This window comes from Umezawaea sp. Da 62-37, from assembly GCF_032460545.1.
Classification (GTDB): Bacteria; Actinomycetota; Actinomycetes; order Mycobacteriales; family Pseudonocardiaceae; genus Umezawaea.
Window position 1 is genome coordinate 8,318,637 of sequence record NZ_CP135965.1, and the last position, 18,534, is coordinate 8,337,170.

Sequence of the window (18,534 nt, forward strand, 5' to 3'; positions counted from 1 at the left end):
ACTACCGGCGCATCAGGTCCTCGGCCGCCGCCCACAGCTCCGGCAGGTACCCGAGCGTCCGCTCGGCGCGGGCGCGCAGATCGGCGGTGGTGGTGATGCCCAGGTCGGCCATCAGGTCGTCGAACGCCGGGCGCGCCTCCCGGTGCGCGTCGGGCGCGTCGAGGGCGAGGGCGGTGTGGCAGCGGGTGTGGGTGACGACCATCCAGAACACGGCCTCGCGGTGGTCGCCCGCGTCGATCAGCTCGCGGGTGCCGTCGATCGCGATCGGCCGGGCGGCGGGGGTGAGGTCGGTGCTGAAGGGCAGCGGGGTCCTGGCGGCGTCGGCGGCGAGGTCGAACGTCGTCGCCAGGCGGTCCAGGTGGTGCCCGACCCGAGCCGGTGTCCAGTCGGCGCAGCCGAGCTGTTCCAGCAGCTCCCGGTAGACCGGCGCGGGTGCCACGGGACGTACGGCGAGGTAGCGCAGGCGCACGGTCGGGTCGCGCTGGGCGGCGACCAGCAGGACGTGCGCGGTCACACCGGTCGGGAACACCCAGCCCATCACCTGCTGGTGCCACGGCGCGGTGTCGTCCAGCGCGCGGAGCCTCGTCTCGACGCGTCGCCGGGCCGCCTCCGACCGGTGGCGCACCCACTTCTCGTCGGAGAAGTGCTCGGCCACCACCGCCTGCAACGGGCGCAGCCTGCCGGACGGGTCGGCGATGATCGTGTCCGTGCGCAGACCGCCCGCCAGGTAGTGGGTCCCCAGCGCCTCGCGGACCTCGTGCCACGGCAGGTAGGTCACCTCGACCAGTGCGCCCAGGTGGACGAACTTGCCCGCTTTCGCCGGTGCCTCGTCGACGTCCAGCACGACCGCGACGTCCACATCGGACGCCACCGGCAGTTCCGCGTCGGTGGCCATGCCGACGGTCGACCCGGTGAAGTACGCGCCCAGGAACGCGGGCTCCCGGCTCGCGCGCCCCACCACCCAGTCGGCCGCCGCGGCCCGTGCTTCGTCCACGCGCATGTGATCGGACCTCCGTGTCGGTGTGATCAAGCCGGGGTTGCCTTGCGCCGCACCGCGGGTGGGACGAGAGTCGGCCGTCGAGCACCTGGAGGAATCCCGATGGACCTGCACCTCACCGGCAAGATCGCCGTGGTCACCGGCGCCAGCAAGGGGATCGGGCTCGCGGTCACCCGCGCCCTCGCCGCGGAAGGGGTCCAGGTCGTCGCCGGGGCCAGGGAATGGCACGACGACCCCTCACCGCTGGTCCACCCGGTCTCGGTCGACCTCGGCACCCCGGACGGCCCGGCCAGGCTCGTCGACGAAGCGGTCGCCGTCCACGGCGGCGTGGACATCCTGGTCAACAACGTCGGCGCGGCCCACCCGAGGCTGGGCGGGTTCCTGACCATCACCGACGACGACTGGACGGACATGCTCACGCTCAACTTCCTGTCCGCCGTCCGCGCCACCCGCGCCGCGCTACCGCACCTGCTCGCACGCGGCACCGGCTCCGTCATCACGATCGGCTCCGTCAACGCCTTCCTGCCCGACCCCTTCGTCATGGACTACAGCGCCTCCAAGGCCGCGCTGGCGAACTTCACCAAGTCCCTCTCCAAGGAGGTCGGCCCCAAGGGCGTCCGCGTCAACACCATCAGCCCCGGCCCGGTCGCCACCGCCCTCTGGCTGGGCGCCGACGGCGTGGCCGCGACGATCGCCGCCGCCTCCAACGGCCAAGCCGACGCCGAAGCCGTCGCGAAGGAAGCCGCGACCGGCATGGTCACCGGCCGCTTCACCAAACCGGAAGAGGTCGCCGACCTCGTCCTGCTGCTCGCCAGCGACCGCGCGGGCAACGTCACCGGCGCCGACTTCACCATCGACGGCGGCCTCATCACAACCCTGTGACCAGCCGCGACGGGGGCAGGACTACTCCGCCGCCGTGAGCCGCTCACGCAGGAACTCCACGACCCGCTGCCGCGCCCCCAGCGCCGGGTGGCCGGGAACCTCGCGCACCTCACCGGTGATCACGGCGTGCGCGTTCTTGGCGAACCCGGCGGCGTTGCCGGGGGAGGAGTCCAACTCGATGACCTCGAACGCGTCCCCCAGCAGTTCCCGCAGGCTCGCGAACCGCTCGCGCGGCATCACCGGGTCCTCGCTGAACCGCATCCCCAGCACGCACAGGCCGTCGTTCTTGGTGCGCTCCACGATCCGCGCGGCCTCGTCCGGCGCCAACCCGACATCGCGCTTCCGCCCAGCCCCGACCGGGAACGGCACGGACGGCTGGCTCATCACCGGCGCCAGCACGACGTCGTCCACGGCCGCCGCCAGCGCGAACCCGCCGGAGAAGCACATCCCGATGACCCCGACCCCCCTGCCCGGCGTACGACCCGCGAGATCGCGGGACACCGCGCGCAGGTAGTCGGTGACCGGCCGGTGCGCGTTCACGGCGAACGCCCGGAACTCCGCCGACACGCACGCCCTGGCGATCGTGGAGGCCGTGTACCCGCCCGACGCCGCCTTGCCCGGCACCCCGTAGAGCGAGACCAGCACCACGGTGAACCCCTGGTCGACCAGGTGGTCGCCGAAGCCGAGGACCTCGGGGTGGATGCCGGGGACCTCCGGCAGCACCACGACGCCGGGCCCCTCGCCCTTCTCGAAGCAGTCGTGGGTGATCCCCGCCGCGGTGAACGGCCGGTGCCGCCAGCCGGTCAGGTCGGAGGCGGGCGCGGTGTCGGTCATGGTGCTCCTCGCTCTGGTGGGCCTGCGCCGATCATGCCCGTTCGCGCGGGATGAAAGCGGCCAGCAGCAATCCCACCAGCGCGGCGCAGACGGCCGTGACGAAGCTGATGTGGAAGCCGACCCTGGACGGGCCGGTCGCCGTGGCCGTGTTGGCCAGGATCGTCGCGAGCACGGCGCTGGCGGTGGACGTGCCGATCGACCGCATGAGCGTGTTGACGCCGTTGGCCGACGCGGTCTCGCCCTGCGGCACGGACCCCATGATCAACGCGGGCATCGCGGCGAACGCGATCCCGATCCCACCGCCCATCACCGCCGAGGCGACGACGATCTGCCAGACCGCCGTGGTCAGCAGAACCGCCGTCCCGTTGCCGATGGCGATGACGAGCACGCCGATCAGCAACGTGGTCCGCGCGCCGTACCGCGCCGACAACCGGGCCGAGAGCGGCGACAGCAGCATCATCACCAGCCCCAGCGGCGCCACCGCCAGCCCGGCCCGCACCATCGACAACCCGAACCCCTGCCCGGTCTCGACCGGCGCCTGGAGCAGTTGCGGGAACAGCAGCGCGGAGGCGTACATCGCGAAGCCGATCAGGACGGCCGTCAGGTTGGTCAACAGCACCGGACGGCGGGCGGAGACCCGCAGGTCCACCAGCGGATCGGTGGTGCGCAACTGGTAGACGCCCCATGCCGGCAGCACCACCACGGCCGTGCCGAACAACCCGAGCGTCGCCGCACTCGTCCACCCCCAGCCCGCGCCCTTGATCGTCGCCATCAGCAAGGCGGTCAACCCGACCGACAACCACACCGCGCCAAGCAGGTCGAACCGCGCCTTCGGAGCACGCGGACTCTCCGGCACCACCAGCCGGACCAGAGTCGCGCAGACGATCCCGAGCACTGCCGAACCCCAGAACAGCACGTGCCAGTCGGCCTTCTGCGCGACGATCGCCGACAACGGCAGACCGATCGCCCCACCGACCCCGAGCGTCGCGCTCATCAACCCCATCGCCGCACCGACCCGCTCGGCGGGCAGTTGGTCCCGCATGATGCTGATCCCCAACGGCACCACGCCCATGGCACAGCCCTGGAGCACCCGCCCGACCACCATCGGCCACACCGACTCGGTCAACGCACTGACCACCGACCCCACGACCAGCGCGAACAGACTCGCCAACAGCACCCGCCGCTTGCCGTGGAGATCACCCAACCGCCCGCTGACCGGCGTGATCACAGCCGCGGCCAACAACGTCGCGGTGATCACCCACGACGTGTCGACGGGCGAGGCGTGCAGCAGTCGCGGGAACTCCGGGATCAACGGGATGACCAGCGACTGCATCAACGACGCGGCCAACCCACCGGAAGCGAGGACCGCGACGATCAGGGTGGGTGACCGGGTCGGGAGCGGCGCCGGCATCGCCTGGACGTCGAGCACTTGTCCTGTCACCCACCCCAGAGTATTGGACTAACAGGTTGGTTAGCGCCCGTTGTGACGAGATGCGCCCAACGTTCACGCAGCCGTTCGACAAACCTGGTTCGACCAGCGGCGAATTGCCCGAATTGCGACCGAAGGTCCTTTGTCACCAACGAATCCACCTATGGTCGACCATATGACCGTACGAACCGATGACGGCTGCGAACTGTGGGCGACCGAGACCGGCACCGGCCCCCCGGTGGTCCTCTGCCACGGCGGCCCCGGCCTCTGGGACATGTTCGACGACCTCGACCTGCCCGCCCGCCTCATCCGCTGGGACCAACGGGGCAGCGGCCGCTCAGACCACCGCGGCCCGTACTCGATGGCCCGCACGGTCGCCGACCTGGACGCCGTCCGCGACCACTTCGACCTTGACCGGATGATCCTGCTCGGCCACTCCTGGGGCGCACAGCTGGCGCTGCGCTACGCACTTGACCACCCGACCCGCGTCACCGCGCTCGCCTACGTGTCCGGCGTAGGCCTCGGCTGGGACTGGCACACCACCTTCCGAGCCAACTTCACCAACCGCCTCGGCCCCGACATGGCCCGATGGCAGGAACTACGCGACCGCGAGCGCACCGATGCCGAGGAACGCGAACTGGCAGTGCTCCAGTGGTCAGCGGAGTTCACCGACCCGACCACCGCCACCACACTGGCCGAACGAATGGCCACCCCCTGGTTCGGCGTCAACTACGAGTGCAACACCACCATCGACATCGACGACCGGCTGACCTGGCAGGAGAACGACCTCGTCGAAGCCTGCCAAAACCTCGAGGTACCAACACTGATCATCGACGGCACCCACGACCTCCGCCCCCGCCAGGCAGTCGACTCACTGGAAAACGCACTGCCCAACGTGACACGGGTAGCCCTGAACACCGGCCACATCCCCTGGCTCGAAGCAGGCGAGGAATTCACCAAAACCTGCACGCGCCACCTGCTGCGCGAATAACAGGAAGAGCCGCACCCCAAACCACAGCCCCGAGCAAAAGCCCTCAACGACAGCCCACCGAGCAAACGACCGGCCACACGCCCACCGAGCTAGATCCCCGACCACAGCCCACCGAGCACCGAGCACCGAGCACCGAGCACCGAGCACCGAGCACCGAGCAAACCGCCCGACCACCCACCCACCGAGCAGCACTCGACCGCCGTGCGGCCGGCTTGACTTGGGGTTTTTGGGCCTACAATTTGTCGGCGGGCATCTCTACCACCTGCCCTTTTAGCCCGACAAGGCCCAAGAAAGGGGCCCCAAGTCAAGCCGGCCGCACCCGGAGAACATGGATGCGATACCCGGCGACCCAGCACGACACCTACCCCAGCTCAACCACCAAGGTCACCCAGGCGACCCAGCACGCCTCCAGCACCCCTCACAACAACTTGTCCAAAGTGATCGGCAGATCCCGAACCCTCCGACCGGTCGCGTGGTGCACCGCGTTGGCGACAGCCCCCGCCACCCCCGTGATCCCCACTTCCCCGACTCCCCGCAACCCCAACGGCATCGTGGGATCCGGATCGTCCAAGTACTCGATGTCGATCCGCGGGATGTCCGCGTTCACCGGCACGTGGTACTCCGACAGGCTCGGGTTCATGATCCGCCCACTGCGCGGATCCACCAGCGTCTCCTCGGACAACGCCATCCCGATCCCCATCACGATCCCACCGCGCAACTGGCTGCGCGCCGTCTTCGCGTTGATCACGGTCCCGACGTCGAACACCCCGAGCCAGCGCGACACCCGCACCTCACCGGTCTCCGAGTCCACCCGGACCTCGCAGAACTGCGCCCCGGACGAAGCCTTCACCCACCGCCGCTGGTCGAGCACGAACTTGGACATGAACTTCAGGTTCCCGGCCAGCTGCCCCAGCTTCGTGTCCGAACCGACGCTCGCGTCGATGGACGGACGACCCGCCCTGGCCAGGATCTCCGCATACGTCTCACCGACACCGACACCGCCGACACCAACACCGCCGACGTACAACCCGCCGTCCCGCGCGGTCAGCTCCTCGAACTTCCGCCCGTCCAGCGGCGACGAGCCGGACTTCTTCGCCAGGCCCAGCAACGACTTCTTCAGCTTCTCGCACGCGGTCAGCAGGCTCGCCGCGATGCTCGCGGTCTGCGCCGACCCGCCCGCCATGGGGGCGATCGGCATGGTCGTGTCGCCGTACTCGACCCGCACGGACTCGTAGGGCACGCCGAGCGCGTCGGCCGTGATCTGCGCCTGGGCGGTCGCGCCGCCCATGCCCATCTCCTGGAAGCCGCTGCGCACCACCACCGTGCCGTCCACCGACAGCCGCACCACGACGTTCGCGCCGAGCTGCAACTGGGGGAAGTAGGCGGTGGCGACCCCCATGCCCACCAACCACTTGCCGTCGCGCATCGAGCCGGGCTCCGGCGTGCGGTCGGCCCAGCCGAACTGCTCCGCGCCGCGGGCGTAGGCCTCGCGCAGCCTCCGTTGGGAGAACTTCTTGCCGTGCAACGGGTCCGTCTTCGGCTCGTTGCGCATGCGCAGCTCGATCGGGTCGATGCGCATCTTGTGGGCGAGTTCGTCGATCGCCACCTCGAGCGCGTAAGTCCCGATCGCCTCGCCGGGCGCGCGCATCGGGGTGTTGGCCACCTGGTCCAACCGGACGACGTCCTGCTTCAGCAGGATGTTGTCCGCGGCGTACAGGTACCTGGACTGCGACGTCACGGGTTCCGGCATGCCGCCGACGTAACCCGTCTGGGTCACGCTGGTGTGGATCAGCGACGTCAGGTGCCCGTCCGCGTCCGCTCCGAGCGCCACCCGCTGGACTGACGGCGTGCGCGCGCCGACCGTGCGGTAGACGCCTTCCCTGGTGAGCACCATCCGCACCGGCCTGCCGGTGGCCCGCGCCGCCATCACGGTGAGGACCGTGCCCGGCCAGATCATGCCCTTGCCGCCGAAGCCGCCGCCGACGAAGGAGGCGATCACCCGGATGCCCTCCGCGGGCACGGAGAACTTCTGCGCCAGGTGCTTCTGCAACCAGGTGATGGCCTGCGCGGCGTCGTGCACGGTGAGCCGGTCGCCGTCCCACGAGGCCACCGTGGCGTGCGGCTCGATCGCGTTGTGGTGGTGCATCGGCGTGGAGAACCGGAGGTCGACCGACACGGCCGCCGCGGCCAGCGCCGCTTCCGCGTCGCCCTTGTCGGCCCCCGACGGCATGATCATGCTGCTCGGCTGGGGCGCGGCGTTCGGGGCCTCGGCGTGGAAGTCCACTGTGGACGGCAGCTCGTCGTAGGTGACGCGGACGAGCGCGGCGGCCTCGTGCGCGGCGTAGGGCGTGTTCGCCACCACGACGGCGACCGGCTGGCCGTTCCAGAACACCTCGTCGGTGTTGAGGTAGTTGACCGTCGTGCCGGGCGCGAGGGTCTCCATGTTGATCATGTTGACGGCAGCGGTCGGCTTCATCGACGGCGCGTTCTCGTGGGTGATCACCGCGAGCACGCCCCGCACCGCCGAGGCCGCGGCCGTGTCGATCGAGGTGATCCGGCCGCGGCTGATCGTCGAGTGCGCCATCGCGGCGTGCGCGAGGTCGGGGTAGGGGACCTCGGCGGTGAACTGGGCCTCGCCGGTGGTCTTCACGACCCCGTCGACGCGGTCGATCGACCTGCCGACGTACTTGGTGGGCACGTCGACCGCGGGTGGGTTCCGGACCTGGGTCATGCCGCGCCTCCCTCGGTGAGCAGCTGCCGCAGCGTGGCCACGATCGCCCGCTTCGCCAGCTCGATCTTGAACTCGTTGCCTGACCGGCCGACGGCGGGCGCCAGTTCGGCCTCCGCGGCCAGCCGGAAGGTCTCCTCGGTCGCCGGAGCGCCGAGCAGCACCCGCTCGGCCTCGTAGGCGCGCCAGGGCTTCGCCGCCACCCCGCCGAGCGCGAGCCGCACGCCGGTCACGGTGCCGTCGGCGACCTCCAGCGCGGCGGCGACCGACACGAGCGCGAACGCGTACGACGCCCGGTCGCGCACCTTGCGGTAGCGCGAGGTCGCGGCCAGCGCCGACGGCGGCAGTTCGACGGCGGTGATCAGCTCGTCGGGCTCCAGCGCCGTCTCGACCTGCGGCGTCGCGCCCGGCAGCCGGTGGAAGTCCACCAGCGGGATCCGGCGCGTGCCGCGCACGCTCTCCACCTCGACGACCGCGTCGAGCGCGGCCAGCGCGACGCACATGTCCGACGGGTGCGTGGCGATGCAGTCCTCGGACGTGCCGAGGATCGCGTGGTTGCGGTTGAAGCCGCCGATCGCGTCGCAGCCCGCGCCGGGCTCGCGCTTGTTGCACGCGGCCGCGCCGTCGTAGAAGTAGGCGCACCTGGTGCGCTGCAGGACGTTGCCGCCCACGGTCGCCATGTTGCGCAGCTGCGCGGACGCGCCGGTCAGCAGCGCTTGGGCCAGCACCGGGTAGCGACTCCGGACGAGCCGGTGGCCCGCCAGGTCGCTGTTGCGCACCAGCGCGCCGATCCGCAGGCCGCCGTCGGGCAGCTCCTCGACACCCGCCAGCGGGAGCCGCGTGATGTCGATGACCGTGTCGGGGTGCTCGACGCCCTCGCGCATCAGGTCGACCAGGTTCGTGCCGCCGCCGAGGAACTTCGCCCCCGGCTCGGTGGAGATCGCCCGGACGGCCGTGGCCACGTCGTCGGCGCTCAAGTACGCGAACGTCCTCATCGGGCCGCCACCTCCTGGATGGACGCGACGATGCCGTTGTACGCGCCGCAGCGGCACAGGTTGCCGCTCATGCGTTCCCTGATCTCCGACTCCGACAGTTCGACGTCGGTGTCGCACAGGTGCTCGGTGACCGCGCTCGCCGCGCCCGCCGCGTGCTCGGCGAGCATCCCGACGGCCGAGCAGAGCTGGCCGGAGGTGCAGAAGCCGCACTGGAGGCCGTCGTTGCGGACGAACGCCGACTGGAGCGGGTGCGGGCCGTCGGCGTTCGCCAGGCCCTCCACCGTGGTGATGTCACGATTGTCGTACTGCACGGCCAGCGCCAGGCACGAGTTGATCCGCCTGCCGTCCACGAGCACCGTGCACGCGCCGCAGGCACCCTGGTCGCACCCCTTCTTGGTGCCGGTCAACCCCAGGGTCCCGCGCAGCGCGTCGAGCAGGCTGACCTGCGGTGGGAGGTCGAACTTCTCGTCAACCCCGTTGACCCGCATCCGAACTGCGACCACGTGAACCGCTCCCGTCGTGACGTCCTGCTTGGTCACCACGTTAACGGAACACCGTCGTATTAACAACGTCCCGGTGTCCTCTTATCGTCTCAACCGGTCACCGGACCCTGCCTCGACTCCTCGGGGACGGGGTCCGGTGACCGGGAGAACACCGCCACGTCATGTCCAGGACCGTCCACATCGGACTCTTCTTCCCCGGTGCGGCAGGCGTTCCCGTCACCACCGCCCGTTAGGATCACCGCCATGTCCCGCGCCGAGGCCACCAAGGCCCGCATCCTGGCCGCCGCGACGGCGGAGTTCTCGGCGTTCGGCATCGCGGGCGCGCGGGTCGACCGCGTCGCCGCCGCGGCGGAGGCCAACAAGAACCTGATCTACGTGTACTTCTCCAGCAAGGACCGGCTCTTCGACGCCGTGTTCGACGCCCACGTCGTCCAAGTGCTGGACGAGGTCCCGTTCACCGCCGAGGACCTGCCGTCCTACGCCGGCGCCCTGTTCGACTTCTACTTGGCGCATCCGGACCTGCCCCGGCTGGCGACGTGGCACCGCCTGGAACGCGGCGCGCTGGACCAGTTGCCCGCCGTGGCCGCGTCCCAGCGGTCCAAGGTGGACGCCATCGCCCGTGCGCAGGCGGACGGGAAGGTGGCGGCGAACCGGTCGCCGGAAGTCGTGCTGGCACTGGTGTTCGCGCTCGCCGGGACGTGGGGACCGGCGTCACCGTCGGCGATCCCGTCCGACGACGGCGACGCCGCGCGCCGGGAAGCGGTGGTCGAAGTGGTGCGGGGGCTGGCTACCCGCTAGGGCCTGTTTCCCGGATCCGTGTTCGCGGTAGCCGGGCCTGGGGCGGCCCCTGGGGGCACGGGCGGATGGCCCACGTACAACAGCGGTACGCGGACCATCCGCCCGCACCGCCAAGAACCACGCCAGGCGCGACTCCCATCGAACGAGATCCGGGAAACAGGCCCTAATCGACGCCCGTGGCCAGGCCCGCGATGTACACCCGCGCGAACCTGCTGACCGTCGGCACGAAGTCGACGCACACCTTCGCGAGCCTCGGGTCCTCGGCGTAGAGCGCGGCCAGCGCCTCCGGCGGGTGCGACACCTGCCAGGCCGTGGCGGCGAAGCAGCCGACCGCGCTGATCACCTCGAAGCCGCGGTCCTCGCCGATCTCCGGGACCACCCGCACGGCGAGCGCGGACAGGGCTTCCACGGCGTCCAGGGCGGCGAGCTTGAACTCCCGCACGGCGCCCGGTGAGACGTGCCGCTCCAGGGTCGTCGGCGTGTGCGCCAGCAGGTCGCAGAACAGCGGCCGTTCCGCGAGCGTCCTCGACAGTCCTTCGGCGAGGGCCCGCGCGCCGGTCGCGCCCTCCAGTTCCGCGTGCACGGCGGTGCTCCACTCCTGCCAGCACTCGGCCCCGATGAGGAGGTAGATCTCCTCGCGCGTCTCGAAGTACCGCAGGATCGCCGACTTGTGCACCCCGACCTCGGCCGCGATGTCGCGCAGGCTGACCGACCGCACACCGCGCAGCAGCGCGAGTTCCCGCGCCGCGGCGCGGATCGCCTCGTAGCGCTGCTGCTTGTGCTCTGGCCTGCGTGCCCGCAGGAAGGTCTCCACGCACCCAGGTTAGCGGACCCCTACCCCGCGAGTCCTCGGCGCTTCGGGCCGTGACCTGGCATTGTTCACACGTCCCGGAACCGATGTCGGAGGAGTCCCATGACCCGGATCGAGGTCACCGTCGACGCGCCGGTCGACGCGGTGTGGAAGGCGCTGCGCGACAAGGAGCAGGTCCGCCAGTGGCACGGCTGGGACTACCACGGCCTCGACGACGAGATCGACCAGATCTTCTTCGCCGACGTCATCGAGGAGGTCCGGGCGCTGCGGCTGCGCGGAGGCGACCGCTTCACCCTCGAACCGGACGGCGAGCGCACCGCGGTCACCCTGACCAGGGCCCCGCACGGCGAGGACCCGGCGCTGGACGCCTACTACGACGACATCACCGAGGGCTGGACCACCTTCCTGCAGCAGCTCAGGTTCGCGCTGGAACGCCAACCCGGCGCCGTCCGCCGCACCCTGTACTTCGCCGGGTACGCGGCCACCGTCGACGTTCCCGAGGCGCTCGGGCTGGACGGCGTCACCGGCGCGTACTCGACCGACCTGGTCGGCGAGCCCGTCACCGGCGACCTGTGGTTCCGCTCCGCCAACCAGCTCGGCGTCACCGTCGACAGCTGGGGCGGCGGTCTGCTCGTCGTCGCCCGCACCCCGCCGTCCGACGCCAAACCGCACGCCGCCGTCATGGCCGTGCTGAGCACCTACGGGCTCGACGAGGTCGCTTTCGGCGACCTCGACACCCGCTGGACCGCCTGGTGGGCCCAGCGCTACCCCGGCGACTGAGGCCGTTCCCGGCCGGAACCGGGCCGCGGCACGACGTCACGCGGCGGGGGAGGGCACGAGCACGACCTTCCCCGCCACCGTGCCGGACTCGGCCAACTCCACGGCCGCGGCGGCCTCGGTCAGCGGGAACCGGGCCGCGACCTGGGCGGTGAGCGTGCCGTCAGCCAGTAGCGCCAGCACGTTCCCGAGGTCCTCGGCCAGCTTCGCGCGGAACGCGGCGGCCCGGCGCTTGCCCGCCCAGATGTTGAAGAAGTGCGCGCCGCGGCCGGTCGGCGCGCAGTTCCACCACATCAGCCTGGCGACGAGCTTCAGCACCGGCAGCTGCGACGAACCGGCGACGTCGCGAGTGGACGCGCTGCCGTAGGACACGAGCGTGCCGCCGCGCTTGAGCAGCCGGTAGGAGTCGACGACGCCGGGCCCGCCGACGTGGTCGAACACCGCGTCGACACCGTCGGGCGCGTGCTCGCGGACCCGTGCGGGCAGGTCGGTGTCGCGGTAGTCGATCGGGATCGCGCCGAGCCCGCGGACGGTGTCGTGGTGGCGCGGGGACGCGGTGCCGATCACGCGGATGTCCTTGTGCCGGGCCAGTTGCAGGAGCGTGGAGCCGACGCCGCCGTTGGCGCCGTGCACGAGGATCGTGCCGCCGGAGCGCACCTTCGCGACGCGGTGCAGCATCTGCCACGCGGTGATGCCGTTGACCACGACGGTCTCGGCCTCGACCGGGTCGACGCCGTCCGGGACGGGCACCAGGTCCGCGGCGGGCAGCACCACCTGGCTCGCCCAGCCGCCGGTCTTGGTCAGCGCGGCGAAGCGCTTGCCGACCAGCGCGGGCGGGACGCCGGGGCCGACAGCGGTGACGGTGCCGACCAGGTCGTAGCCGGGCACGAAGGGGAACGGCGGCTGGTCGTAGTACTTCCCGCGCCGCATCTGCTGTTCGGCGAACGAGACGCCGGAGGCTTCGACGCGCACCGACGCCAGGCCCTCGCCGGGTGCGGGCACGGTGGTTTCGCGCACCTGGAGGCCGCGCGGCTCGACGACGCCGGGGAGGACGATCTCGATGGCCCTGGTCATGACCGGCTCCTTGTTTGTGAGTGGTGACATACTTTCTGGGGCAAACGGGAAGTCGTTGGTGCTCAAGGGGGATCTCAGGGGTGGCGCATGCCGTTCGTCAGCGTGCGGGCCCAGTTCGCGTCGACGTCGTCGAGGCCCGCGGCGACGATCAGGTGGCAGAGCTGGCCGAGTGCGATGAAGTGCTGCACCTCGGCGTCGGTGCCGCCGGAGAGTTCCTTGGCCAGTTCCACGACGGAGGCGTAGCCGCGGCGCGTCGCTTCGCGGATCTCGGGGATGTCCGACGCGCTCTGGGCGTGGATCTGGAGCATCAGGAGGTCGCGGTCCGCGATGAGGGCGGCGTACGCGTCGCCCATGGTCTCGAGGATCTCGGCGGAGGTGCCGGTGCTCGCTTGCTCGGCGCCGGTGGTGAGGGCTTCGCGGATGAGGAGGTAGCAGCGGTCGAGGGCGGCTGCGAAGAGGCCGAGCTTGCCGCCGAAGAGGCGGAGGACGTAGGCCTGGGAGATGCCGGCGGCGTCGGCGACGTCGGTGACGGGTGTCGCGTGGTAACCGCCGCGGCCGAAGACCGACACCGCTTTGGCGACGACCGTCGTGCGGCGGGCGTCGGCTGTGGAGCGAGGGGTGTCGGGCATGTTTGTGAGTGAACACTTACATGGGGTGGGGGTCAAGTTGTAGCTCGGAAGGGTGGTGGAGGTGGGGGTGTTGGTTGCGGAGGGGAGTTGGGGTGGGGTGGATGGGGGTGAAAGTTCACCCGATTGGGGTATCGGTTGGGTAGGGGTGTGATCGGGGGTGTGGGTGTTGTGAGGGGGTGCTGGGGGTGCGTTCTGGGTCGCCGGTGTCGCATCCACGGTCTCCGGGTGCGGCCGGCTTGACTTGGGGACCCCTTTTTTCGGCCCTCGGCGGTCTGAAAGGGCAGGTGGTGGTGCTCCTGCCCGCCGTTGAAAGTGCAGGGCCGAAAAACCCCGAGTAAAGCCGGCCGCACGGCGGACGAGTGCTGCTCAGTGGGCGGTTAATCCGCCGGTTGGGCAGGGCAGCGGTCGATCTGAGATGGGCAGGCGCGGTCAATCCGCTGGTGGGGTTGGTCGCCATCGCGCAGCGGAAAGCCTGCTGTAGTCGGTCAACTGGTCGAGCGGGTGCTGGTCAGGGTTTGCGGCCGACTGCGCCGACGATGCAGTGGGAGACCTGGTCGAGTGCCTTGATCTGCGGGCCGTCCGGCCACCAGTCGGCGCACAGGGTGAGGCCGGGTTCGATGAGGTCGAGGCCGGGGAACATGGCGAGGATTTCGTCGCGCTTGCGGAACAAGCCGGTGCCCATCGGGCTGTGCAGGAAGGTGTCCTCCATGCGGCGGGCGAGTTCGCTGTGTTCCGGGGTTTCCGGGTCGTAGAAGTGCGAGAGGCCGACGTAGGAGCCGGACGGCAGGGCGTCGATGTAGGTCTTCATGATGTCGGCGGGGGAGCGCTCGCCGTTGTAGTGGTGCAGCGTGCCCATCTGGAAGAGGGCGACCGGCTTGGTGAAGTCGATGTGCTTGCGCACGACCTCGTTGGCCAGGATCTTCTCCGGCTCGAAGATGTTCTCGGCGGTGAAGTGGGTCTGGTCGTTCTCCTCCAGCAGCGCGCGGCCGTGGGCCAGGACGACCGGGTCGTTGTCGACGTAGACGACCTTCGCCTCGGGCTGGAGGCGCTGCACGACCTGGTGGGTGTTCTCCGCTGTGGGGAGGCCGGAGCCGCAGTCGAGGAACTGGGTGATCCCGGTCTGGCTCGCGATGAAGCGGCTGGCCCTGATCAGGAAAGCGCGGTTGTCCCAGGCCAGCGTGGCGGCCTCGGGGGCGACGCGCTGGACGCGGCGGAGGACTTCGCGGTCGATCTCGTAGTTGTCCTTCCCGTGCAGGAAGGCGTCGTAGACCCTGGCGATGCTCGCCTTGGTCGTGTCGATGTACACGGGTGCGGCAACGTCCGACGGGGGAACGGTGCTACCGGGCATCTGGGGCCTCACAGAGCGTTGTTAACGAGAGTGTTTGTGCACCAGATCACAGTGCACCTAGCGTAAGCATATGGGCTCCAAGTGCGAGCATCAGGCACGAAGTTGACCTTGTGATCGTGCGGTGTACGTTCTGTGACCAGGCGAAGTGGCCTTCACGGAGTGCAACCGCTGTTCGGGTGGACCGGCTGCAACATGTGGGCGCAAGGGCCGGGGAACGCAGGAGGACGGTTATGACCACGGTTGATCCCGCTGCCTCATCCGGTGGACCGACCGCTCTGCGGATCGTTCTGGGGTCCCAGTTGCGGAGGCTCCGCGAGGCCGCGGAGATCACGCGTGCGGACGCCGGGTACTCGATCCGCGGGTCGGAGTCGAAGATCAGCAGGCTCGAGCTCGGTCGGGTCGGGCTCAAGGAGCGCGACGTCGCCGATCTGCTCACGATGTACGGCGTCACCGACAAGACCGACCGGGAGACGTTCCTGGAGATGGTCAAGCGGTCGAACCAACCTGGCTGGTGGCACCGCTTCAACGATCTCATGCCGGACTGGTTCCAGGACTACGTCGGCCTGGAGGAGGCGGCGGTCCGGATCCTGACCTACGAGCTCCAGTTCATGCCCGGTCTGATGCAGACCGAGGACTACGCGCGGGCCATCGCCAGCCACGGCAGGCCGGACTCGGCGGGACAGGACGTGGAGCGGCGGGTGGGCCTGCGGATGAACCGCCAGAAGATCCTGCACAGGTCCGGCGCACCGCGGCTGTGGGCGGTGGTCGACGAGTCGGTGCTGCACCGGCCCATCGGCGGACGCGAGGTCATGCTGGCCCAACTGGACCACCTGTTGGAACTGACCAAGGAGCCGCAGATCACCCTTCAGGTGGTGCCCTACCAGCTCAGCGGCTACGCGGCCGAAGGCCCGTTCACCATGCTCCGCTTCGGTGAGCCGGAGCTGCCGGACCTGGTGTACATCGAACACCTCGCCGGTGCCCTCTACCTGGACAAACGCGACGAGGTCGAGCTGTACGGCAGGGTTTTCGACCGGCTGACCGTGGACGCCCTGACCCCGGACCGCACCCGTCAGATGTTGACCAGCGCGCGGGCGGAGATTTAACCCGAACAGCCCATGCACCGGCAGCTGCACGTGCATTTACCCGTGCGTCTCCCGGTGCTACGGTCGGTGCTCAGTCGGATGCACGTGCAGATGCGCTCGGGGGCGATAGGTGGTGGCAGTGGTTATGAACGAGGTCCACAACGGGATGTCAGCGGCACACCTCGCCGGTGCGGTGTGGCGGAAGAGCGCCTACAGCGGTGCGCTCGGCAACTGCGTGGAGCTGGCCGAACTGGCGGGCGACGCGGTCGCCGTCCGCAACTCCCGGTTCCCCGCTGGTCCCGCTTTGATCTACACCCGCGCCGGGATCACGGCGTTCTTGGCGGGTGCGAAGAACGGCGAGTTCGATGACTTCGGTTGACAGCGCCGAAGGCAGGCTGCGCGAGCTGATCGCGCGCGGCTTCCAATTCCTGCACCCCACCGACGGGCGCGGTGAGCTCACCGCCGTCGTCGGGGTGCGGGCGCACGACGACGTGATCGACGTGGTCCGGTTGCACACCGAGGACGACGCCATCGCCACCCGCATGCCCGCCGACGAGCAGAACGTGCTGATGCCGAGCAGGTTCTCCTGGCGCACGCGCGGATCGGTGTGCTCGGTGCTCGAGGCACTGCTGGGACTGCCGGACGACCGGATCGCCTGAGCGGTCCACCACCCCGCCGCCGTGGTGGACCGCTTCCGCGCTGCCCGCCTTCGGACACCGCCCGTTCACGCGGGTGCTGGGCGGTGGGTCGAGCGACTGAGGGGTTCGCTCGACCCACCGGGCCTGGGGTCCGGGCGTTCCTGGGTGACGTCAGCGAACTGCCTCTTACGTACGGTCTGTAACTTGCGTACATTATGTACATGTCGCATGCCCGTTCGTCCGAGTCGCATGGTGAGATCGACGTACCCCTCTCCGACGCGCGCGGCGCACTTCCGCAGTTGTTGGATGAGCACGTCCGAGAAGGTGAAGTCGTTTTCCTGACCCGCCACGGACGTCGAGTCGGTGCGCTGGTTTCCGCCGACGTCGCGGAGCACTTGGGTGAGATGGAAGACGCCTACTGGTCAGCGCGTGCGGCTCAGGCGAAACGCGAGATGGAGGCTTCCGGGGAGCAGCCGATCCCTTGGGCGCAAGCGCTGGCCATCCTGGAGGCCGCGGATTCCGATGAGGTTCCGGGCGGCAACCGGTGAGGTGCGAAGCCAGCGTCGTTCCCGCGGCTTTGAAAGCGTTCGTCAAGCTCGACAAGCCGATCCGCCGTCGTTTGCAGTCCGCGATCGACGGGCTTGCCGAGGAACCGAGGCCGCACGGCTCGATCGCCCTCAAAGGGCATGCCGGAATGCATCGGATCAGAGTCGGTGACTACCGAGTGGTCTACGAGGTGCAGGACGGCAAACTTGTTGTGCTGGTCGTCGATCCGGGGCACCGGAGCGAGATCTACCGAGACCTGTGACATGGGCGCTCTTCCTGGAGAGCCCTAGTTCCTCTCGAATTCCGCACCGAACAGCGTCGCGAGTTCCGCGGGGGCGACGGCTTCCAGTTGTGCGTACGTGCACGACTCCGGTGTGCGGTCGGGGCGGAAGCGGACGAGGCGGCTCATGTGGCGGAAGCGGCCCGCGGCCACGTGTTCGTACCGCACCTCGGCCACCCGTTCCGGGCGCAGCGGTTCCCACGACAGGTCCTTGCCGACGCTCCACCGGCTCTGCGCGCCGGGCACCCGGCCCTGCGCTTCGGCCCAGTCGCGCCACGGGTGGCCGTCGAGGGCGTTGGCGCGCAGCGGTTCCAGCTCGTCGACCAGCTCACGGCGGCGGGCGGCGGTGAAGCTGCTGGCGACGCCGACGTGGTGCAGCACGCCGTCGTCGTCGAACAGGCCGAGCAGCAGCGAGCCGACGCCGACACCGTCCTTGTGCATGCGGAACCCGGCGAGCACGCAGTCGGCGGTCCGTTCGTGCTTCACCTTCCACATCACCCGCTTGTCCTGCTCGTAGGGCACGTCCGGCTTCGCCATCACGCCGTCGAAACCGGCACCCTCGAACCTGGTGAACCAGTCCGCGGCGACATCCGGGTCCGACGTCAACGGGGTCAGGTGCACCCGTGACAGGTCGCCGCCGAGCACGCCCTCCAGCAGCGCGCGCCGCTCGCTGAACGGCGCACCGGTCAGGTCCCGGTCGTCCAGCGCCAGCAGGTCGAACGCCACGAAGCTGGCGGGCGTCTCCCCGGCGAGCTTGCGGACCCGTGAGGCGGCGGGGTGCAGGCGCAGTTGCAACGTGTCGAAGTCGAGCCCGGTCCCGGTGACCACGATGATCTCGCCGTCGACCACGCACCGGGTGGGCAGCGCGTCGCGCAGCAGTTCGACCAGTTCGGGGAAGTACCGGGTCAGCGGGCGGTCGTTGCGCGAGCCGAGTTCGATCTCGTCGCCGTCGCGGAACACCACGCACCGGAAACCGTCCCACTTCGGCTCGTACACCAACCCCGGCGCACGGGGCACCTCGTGCACAGCACGCGCCAACATCGGCTTGACCGGCGGCATCACGGGCAACTCCATCAACGCAGCGTAAATCCAATCCCCAACCCCCCGCGAGTCTTCACTCAACCCCCGCGAGTCGAACACTCAGACACCCCGTGTCGAACACCCAGGCACCCCGTGTCCCTCATTCGGGCAC

20 protein-coding genes are annotated in these 18,534 nt (G+C 69.9%); 9 read left to right on the top strand and 11 right to left on the bottom strand.

What is annotated here, in order from left to right:
* Window position 1: 1 nt before the first annotated feature.
* Entirely contained in the window at window positions 2-1,000 is a 999-nt protein-coding gene (locus RM788_RS38480) for a hypothetical protein (protein ID WP_315924445.1), read from the bottom strand.
* Between the two features lie 99 nt (window positions 1,001-1,099).
* Here RM788_RS38480 and RM788_RS38485 point away from each other — a divergent pair, with 99 nt between their 5' ends.
* Window positions 1,100-1,879 (top strand): oxidoreductase, encoded by a 780-nt coding sequence (locus RM788_RS38485; protein ID WP_315924447.1) that lies wholly within the window; start codon window positions 1,100-1,102, stop codon window positions 1,877-1,879.
* A gap of 21 nt (window positions 1,880-1,900) precedes the next feature.
* On the opposite strand, the gene RM788_RS38490 is transcribed toward RM788_RS38485, so the two are convergent.
* Entirely contained in the window at window positions 1,901-2,713 is an 813-nt protein-coding gene (locus RM788_RS38490; protein ID WP_315924449.1) for a dienelactone hydrolase family protein, read from the bottom strand.
* Between the two features lie 31 nt (window positions 2,714-2,744).
* Window positions 2,745-4,124: an MFS transporter gene (locus RM788_RS38495; protein WP_315934865.1), complete on the bottom strand. Its 1,380-nt coding sequence runs from the start codon at window positions 4,122-4,124 to the stop codon at window positions 2,745-2,747.
* A gap of 193 nt (window positions 4,125-4,317) precedes the next feature.
* Between RM788_RS38495 and RM788_RS38500 the strand changes: the two genes are divergently transcribed.
* Window positions 4,318-5,133: an alpha/beta fold hydrolase gene (locus RM788_RS38500; protein WP_315924451.1), complete on the top strand. Its 816-nt coding sequence runs from the start codon at window positions 4,318-4,320 to the stop codon at window positions 5,131-5,133.
* A gap of 418 nt (window positions 5,134-5,551) precedes the next feature.
* On the opposite strand, the gene RM788_RS38505 is transcribed toward RM788_RS38500, so the two are convergent.
* The 3 genes from RM788_RS38505 to RM788_RS38515 are packed head-to-tail and all read right to left on the bottom strand — an operon-like array spanning window position 5,552 to window position 9,359.
* On the bottom strand, window positions 5,552-7,864 hold the full coding sequence (locus tag RM788_RS38505) for a xanthine dehydrogenase family protein molybdopterin-binding subunit (protein ID WP_315924453.1): 2,313 nt from the start codon (window positions 7,862-7,864) through the stop codon (window positions 5,552-5,554).
* A complete protein-coding gene (locus tag RM788_RS38510) occupies window positions 7,861-8,856 on the bottom strand; it encodes an FAD binding domain-containing protein (RefSeq protein WP_315924455.1) in 996 nt (331 codons plus the stop codon). Before RM788_RS38510 ends, RM788_RS38505 begins: the two co-directional genes overlap by 4 nt.
* Window positions 8,853-9,359, bottom strand: coding sequence for a (2Fe-2S)-binding protein (locus RM788_RS38515; RefSeq protein WP_315934866.1), 507 nt, complete (start codon window positions 9,357-9,359; stop codon window positions 8,853-8,855). Before RM788_RS38515 ends, RM788_RS38510 begins: the two co-directional genes overlap by 4 nt.
* Before the next feature lie 243 nt (window positions 9,360-9,602).
* On the opposite strand from RM788_RS38515, the gene RM788_RS38520 reads away from it, so the two are divergent.
* The gene (locus RM788_RS38520; RefSeq protein ID WP_315924457.1) at window positions 9,603-10,157 is read left to right on the top strand and encodes a TetR family transcriptional regulator; all 555 of its coding nucleotides are present in this window, start codon (window positions 9,603-9,605) and stop codon (window positions 10,155-10,157) included.
* A gap of 163 nt (window positions 10,158-10,320) precedes the next feature.
* On the opposite strand, the gene RM788_RS38525 is transcribed toward RM788_RS38520, so the two are convergent.
* Window positions 10,321-10,971 (bottom strand): TetR/AcrR family transcriptional regulator, encoded by a 651-nt coding sequence (locus tag RM788_RS38525; protein WP_315924459.1) that lies wholly within the window; start codon window positions 10,969-10,971, stop codon window positions 10,321-10,323.
* 99 nt (window positions 10,972-11,070) lie between these two features.
* Here RM788_RS38525 and RM788_RS38530 point away from each other — a divergent pair, with 99 nt between their 5' ends.
* Entirely contained in the window at window positions 11,071-11,748 is a 678-nt protein-coding gene (locus tag RM788_RS38530) for an SRPBCC family protein (RefSeq protein WP_315924461.1), read from the top strand.
* Window positions 11,749-11,784: 36 nt separating this feature from the next.
* Here the strand turns inward: RM788_RS38530 and RM788_RS38535 are convergent, their stop codons facing one another.
* The 3 genes from RM788_RS38535 to RM788_RS38545 form a co-directional block, all read right to left on the bottom strand.
* Window positions 11,785-12,819 (bottom strand): medium chain dehydrogenase/reductase family protein, encoded by a 1,035-nt coding sequence (locus tag RM788_RS38535; protein WP_315924464.1) that lies wholly within the window; start codon window positions 12,817-12,819, stop codon window positions 11,785-11,787.
* 74 nt (window positions 12,820-12,893) lie between these two features.
* Window positions 12,894-13,448, bottom strand: a complete 555-nt coding sequence (locus RM788_RS38540) for a TetR/AcrR family transcriptional regulator (protein ID WP_315924466.1) — start codon at window positions 13,446-13,448, stop codon at window positions 12,894-12,896.
* 508 nt (window positions 13,449-13,956) lie between these two features.
* A complete protein-coding gene (locus RM788_RS38545) occupies window positions 13,957-14,796 on the bottom strand; it encodes an SAM-dependent methyltransferase (RefSeq protein WP_399341383.1) in 840 nt (279 codons plus the stop codon).
* Window positions 14,797-15,026: 230 nt separating this feature from the next.
* Between RM788_RS38545 and RM788_RS38550 the strand changes: the two genes are divergently transcribed.
* The 5 genes from RM788_RS38550 (at window position 15,027) to RM788_RS38570 (ending at window position 17,324) form a co-directional block, all read left to right on the top strand.
* Window positions 15,027-15,899 carry a Sco1979 family transcriptional regulator gene (locus RM788_RS38550; RefSeq protein ID WP_315924470.1) on the top strand — a complete coding sequence of 291 codons (873 nt, stop codon included), beginning with the start codon at window positions 15,027-15,029 and terminating at the stop codon, window positions 15,897-15,899.
* A gap of 124 nt (window positions 15,900-16,023) precedes the next feature.
* Window positions 16,024-16,257 carry a DUF397 domain-containing protein gene (locus RM788_RS38555; protein ID WP_315924472.1) on the top strand — a complete coding sequence of 78 codons (234 nt, stop codon included), beginning with the start codon at window positions 16,024-16,026 and terminating at the stop codon, window positions 16,255-16,257.
* Window positions 16,244-16,537, top strand: coding sequence for a hypothetical protein (locus RM788_RS38560; RefSeq protein ID WP_315924474.1), 294 nt, complete (start codon window positions 16,244-16,246; stop codon window positions 16,535-16,537). The genes RM788_RS38555 and RM788_RS38560 overlap by 14 nt, the downstream gene beginning before the upstream one ends.
* A gap of 200 nt (window positions 16,538-16,737) precedes the next feature.
* A complete protein-coding gene (locus RM788_RS38565; RefSeq protein WP_315924476.1) occupies window positions 16,738-17,064 on the top strand; it encodes a type II toxin-antitoxin system prevent-host-death family antitoxin in 327 nt (108 codons plus the stop codon).
* A 29-nt stretch (window positions 17,065-17,093) separates the two neighbouring features.
* Complete coding sequence (locus tag RM788_RS38570) at window positions 17,094-17,324, top strand: type II toxin-antitoxin system RelE family toxin (RefSeq protein WP_315924478.1); 231 nt, start codon at window positions 17,094-17,096, stop codon at window positions 17,322-17,324.
* 24 nt (window positions 17,325-17,348) lie between these two features.
* On the opposite strand, the gene RM788_RS38575 is transcribed toward RM788_RS38570, so the two are convergent.
* Complete coding sequence (locus RM788_RS38575) at window positions 17,349-18,416, bottom strand: ATP-dependent DNA ligase (RefSeq protein ID WP_315924480.1); 1,068 nt, start codon at window positions 18,414-18,416, stop codon at window positions 17,349-17,351.
* Window positions 18,417-18,534: the final 118 nt, after the last annotated feature.